3 protein-coding genes are annotated in these 3,674 nt (G+C 44.0%); 1 reads left to right on the top strand and 2 read right to left on the bottom strand.

Features of this window, described 5'->3' with window-relative positions; all coding sequences use genetic code 11:
- Positions 1 to 111 precede the first annotated feature (111 nt).
- Positions 112 to 1,224 (bottom strand): alkene reductase, encoded by a 1,113-nt coding sequence (locus AC04NP_RS30310; protein WP_482863875.1) that lies wholly within the window; start codon positions 1,222 to 1,224, stop codon positions 112 to 114.
- A 378-nt stretch (positions 1,225 to 1,602) separates the two neighbouring features.
- Here AC04NP_RS30310 and AC04NP_RS30315 point away from each other — a divergent pair, with 378 nt between their 5' ends.
- Positions 1,603 to 1,848 carry a DUF6157 family protein gene (locus AC04NP_RS30315; RefSeq protein ID WP_482863877.1) on the top strand — a complete coding sequence of 82 codons (246 nt, stop codon included), beginning with the start codon at positions 1,603 to 1,605 and terminating at the stop codon, positions 1,846 to 1,848.
- A 58-nt stretch (positions 1,849 to 1,906) separates the two neighbouring features.
- Here the strand turns inward: AC04NP_RS30315 and AC04NP_RS30320 are convergent, their stop codons facing one another.
- The gene (locus AC04NP_RS30320; RefSeq protein WP_482863878.1) at positions 1,907 to 3,283 is read right to left on the bottom strand and encodes a Gfo/Idh/MocA family protein; all 1,377 of its coding nucleotides are present in this window, start codon (positions 3,281 to 3,283) and stop codon (positions 1,907 to 1,909) included.
- Positions 3,284 to 3,674 lie beyond the last annotated feature (391 nt).

A 3,674-nucleotide genomic window follows, 5' to 3' on the forward strand; every position in this document is an offset into this window, starting at 1 on the left:
GGAGGCACTAAGACACAAAGAGGCACAAAGAATTTTGTCGAAAACGTTGTGTAACAGCCACGTCCGGCTTGTGCTCCCCCGTCGTTGAAAACCACAAGCCGGACGTTTACATTACGCCTGCCCCACTTCCTCCAATCTTGGATAGTCAGTATATCCTTTCTCTCCCGGCGTATACAGTGTTTTGAAATCGGGATTGTTTAATGGAGCGTTTTTTTTCAATCTTTCGACAAGATCAGGGTTTGCCAGGAATGGCTTACCATAAGCCACCAGGTGTCCTAATCCCTCTTCCAGGTCTTTTTCGGCCTTTTCCCGGTCATATCCACCTGAAAGAATGATGGGACCTACGAAATTATCCCGGATAGATTCTTTAATGCTGCGTGGTACCTCAGGAGTGCCCATGCCTGAATGATCTACGATGTGGATATAAAGAAGGCCTGCTTTTCCTAATTCTGAGGAGAGATAGTTATAGAGTTCTGCTTCATCTTCTGCCGCCGTTATTTCATTAAATGCGCCAAAGGGCGAAAGTCTGATTCCAACTTTATCTTTTCCGATGGCATTTGCGGTCTTTTTGGCAACTTCTAATACATACCTGGCTCGATTTTCGATAGAGCCTCCATATTCATCATCCCGGTTGTTGGCTCCGGGAAACAGAAACTGCTCCAGCAAATAACCGTTGGCTCCGTGAAGCTCCACGCCATCGAATCCTGCCTCAACGGCATTTTCAGAAGCTTTTACAAACTCATCTATAGTTGTGTGGATATCCTCCCGGGTCATGGCTTTGGGGGTGGGTAATTCTTTTTCACCTTTCTGGTCAGTGTACATCTTAGTGCCGCCGGCGGGGATGGCAGATGGAGCCAGTACCTCGCTATTTTCCGGCATATTAAGCGGATGAGAGATTCTACCGGTATGCATCAGTTGAACGAAAATTTTGCCACCTTTGGCATGTACCGCATCAGTCACTTTATTCCATGCTCGGACCTGCATGTTATTGTAAATGCCTGGTATACGCGGATAGCCAGTTCCGTTAGGCGATGGGGCCGTACCTTCTGTGATAATAAGTCCTGCTGCGGACCTTTGTGCATAATATTCCGCCATGATGTCCGTCGGAATGTGATCTGCTGTAGCTCTCGACCTGGTCATGGGAGACATTACCGTTCTGTTGGAAAGTGTTAAGTTTCCGAGTTGGTAGTTTTCGAAAAGTATTGATTTAGTGTTATTCATCATTTATTTTTTAGCTTGGATGTTAGGACTAACGGACAGACCATAATTAATGTTGCAACATATATTGAATTTATTGAATTGTTCAATAAAGAGATATTACATCAATTGAATGGTATTTTCAGTGGCGGGTTGCCTTTGACTCATGAAAGGTTACGGGCTTACTGTTGCTGTATGCTACTACTATGGCGCAAGCGTCCCGTAGCTTTTACACAACGTTTTCGGCAAAGTTCTTTGTGCCTCGGTGCCTCTCATATAACTAAAGTTCTGTTATTTTCTGCGGATGGGAGCAACGCTGTTGGGAAACTACTATATAACTAATTCATAAATCATTGAATATCAAATATTTATGAATTAATTATTTTTTGTTAGCTATTTGGTCAATTGTCTGATCTTGGGGCACTTTGTGATGCCCTTTTTTTAACTACAGAAGCACAAAGACAGCTTTATTTTTCCAAGGGACAACCCTGTTTGAGGTCTTCTCCTTTAACCAAAAGATATAGCTGGGGAATCCACAGCGTTCGTGAAGGAAAGATTGCCATGTATAGTGCAGCGTCAGCAGCGTACCAAAAATCGGTCATGGATGATTCTATCAAAAAGACCGAGGCAATGCGATCAAAAAGGGCTTAAATTAAAGTACATGCCTTAGTTTAAGCCCCAAATTTATCTTTTAGAAAGTAGAAAACCCTCAGACCTTTTTAGGAACTATGTAAGGATACCTGTACTTTCTTGTAAGTAGCATATCCGCTTCTTCATTGTCGATAAACTCTTCAAACTCGCCATTAAATCGTAGTGTTTCTCCAACCCTGTAAGCCACATTGGCAATGAGCGGCAGTACCGTCGACATATGCCCTTCGGCGACGTCGCAATTCAAGACTTGTCGGTCACCGGCTTTCAGGGCATCTATGAAATTACCGAAATGTCCTTTACTATCCGGAGCTGTGCGAAAGCTTTTGTCACCACCGATGGCTGCGGTTTCTGCCATATCTGATCCGGCAAACGGTTCATTTTCCCTTTGTTTATAGGCTTTCCAGTTGCTGCCATTAACTTCCAGCCAACCGTCGGTGCCATAAAACAAGTTGCCGATTTTAATGCCTGCATTTGATTCGGCGTTAGTATAACGTCCACGTGTTTCGAATTCGAGGATTTTACCGTCTTCATATTCAAACACTGAAGTTTGCGTGTTGGGCGTTTCCTGAGAGCATTCCTTCGGAGAGATGCCGAATATTCCTCCCATGGATTGTACTTTTACGGGATGGACTTTTTTGTTGAGGCCCCAGCGGGCAACGTCAAACTGGTGGGGCCCCTGGTTACCGGTATCACCATTGCCGGTGTCCCAATGCCAATGCCAGTTGTAATGTCCTTTTTTCTCATTGTATTGACGATAACTTGCAGGCCCCAGCCACAGGTCATAATTCAGGGTAGAAGGTGGGGTGCTGTCTTCGGAGATTCCAAATGAATCACGGGGCTTGAAACATGAGCCTCGTGCCATAAAAACTTCCCCTATGCCACCGTTATGCAGGAATTGCATCGCTTGCATCACGTTGCTGATGGAGCGATTCTGGAATCCGACCTGGACATTCCTGTCATATTTTCTGGCTGCCTCTACCATTTTACGGCCTTCCCACACATTATGGGAGCTTGGCTTTTCGACGTATACATGTTTTCCGGCCTGACATGCCCAGATAGTCGCCAGCGCATGCCAGTGGTTGGGGGTGGCAATGACCACGGCATCGATTTCTTTATCCTCATAGACTTTTCTCATGTCGATCTCAGTGTCGGGTTTGTTGCCTTTCTGGTTATCGGCTGCCAGTTTAACCCTTTCTGCAAAAAACTGACTGTCCACATCACATATGGTTTTTACCATGACCCCGTCTCCATACATTTTTGAAAAACTGTTCAGTAAGCCTTTTCCCCGGCCCCGGATACCAATGGAGGCCAACATTATCCTATCATTAGCGCCCGGAATATTCCCATATGATTTGGCTGAAAATGCAGTCGCCCCAAGCGCAATACCAGCAGCCCCGGCTGCCGTTTTTCTGATAAAACCTCTTCTATTATCCATGTTACATTTGTGTTTAGTTAAATTATTTGAATATGATCAGGTGGTTTATGCCGGAAATTCCCACTCTCAATTTACTATGAACATCTGAAAGTTCCAATGCTTTGATATCATGACAACCTCATTTGCTTTGGAAATGCCCTATAAAAAACTCGAATCGTGTAATTTCATAGGAGAAAGCTTTGTTTTTGACTTTTCTTCCTGAAAGCGATCGTAATCATTAAAAATACGGACGCTGGTGATTTTACATCAAACATTAAAAAAATTATATATTAATGTCTGTTAGATTTTTGGCATTAAAACACCCGGATGAGATTTGCTGGCCTTGTATATGGTGCAAGCGTCACATACCTGTCGCACAAAGTTCATAACGAAGTGCTTTGTGTCTTAGTGC

The organism is Agaribacillus sp. DX54 (assembly GCF_056858335.1).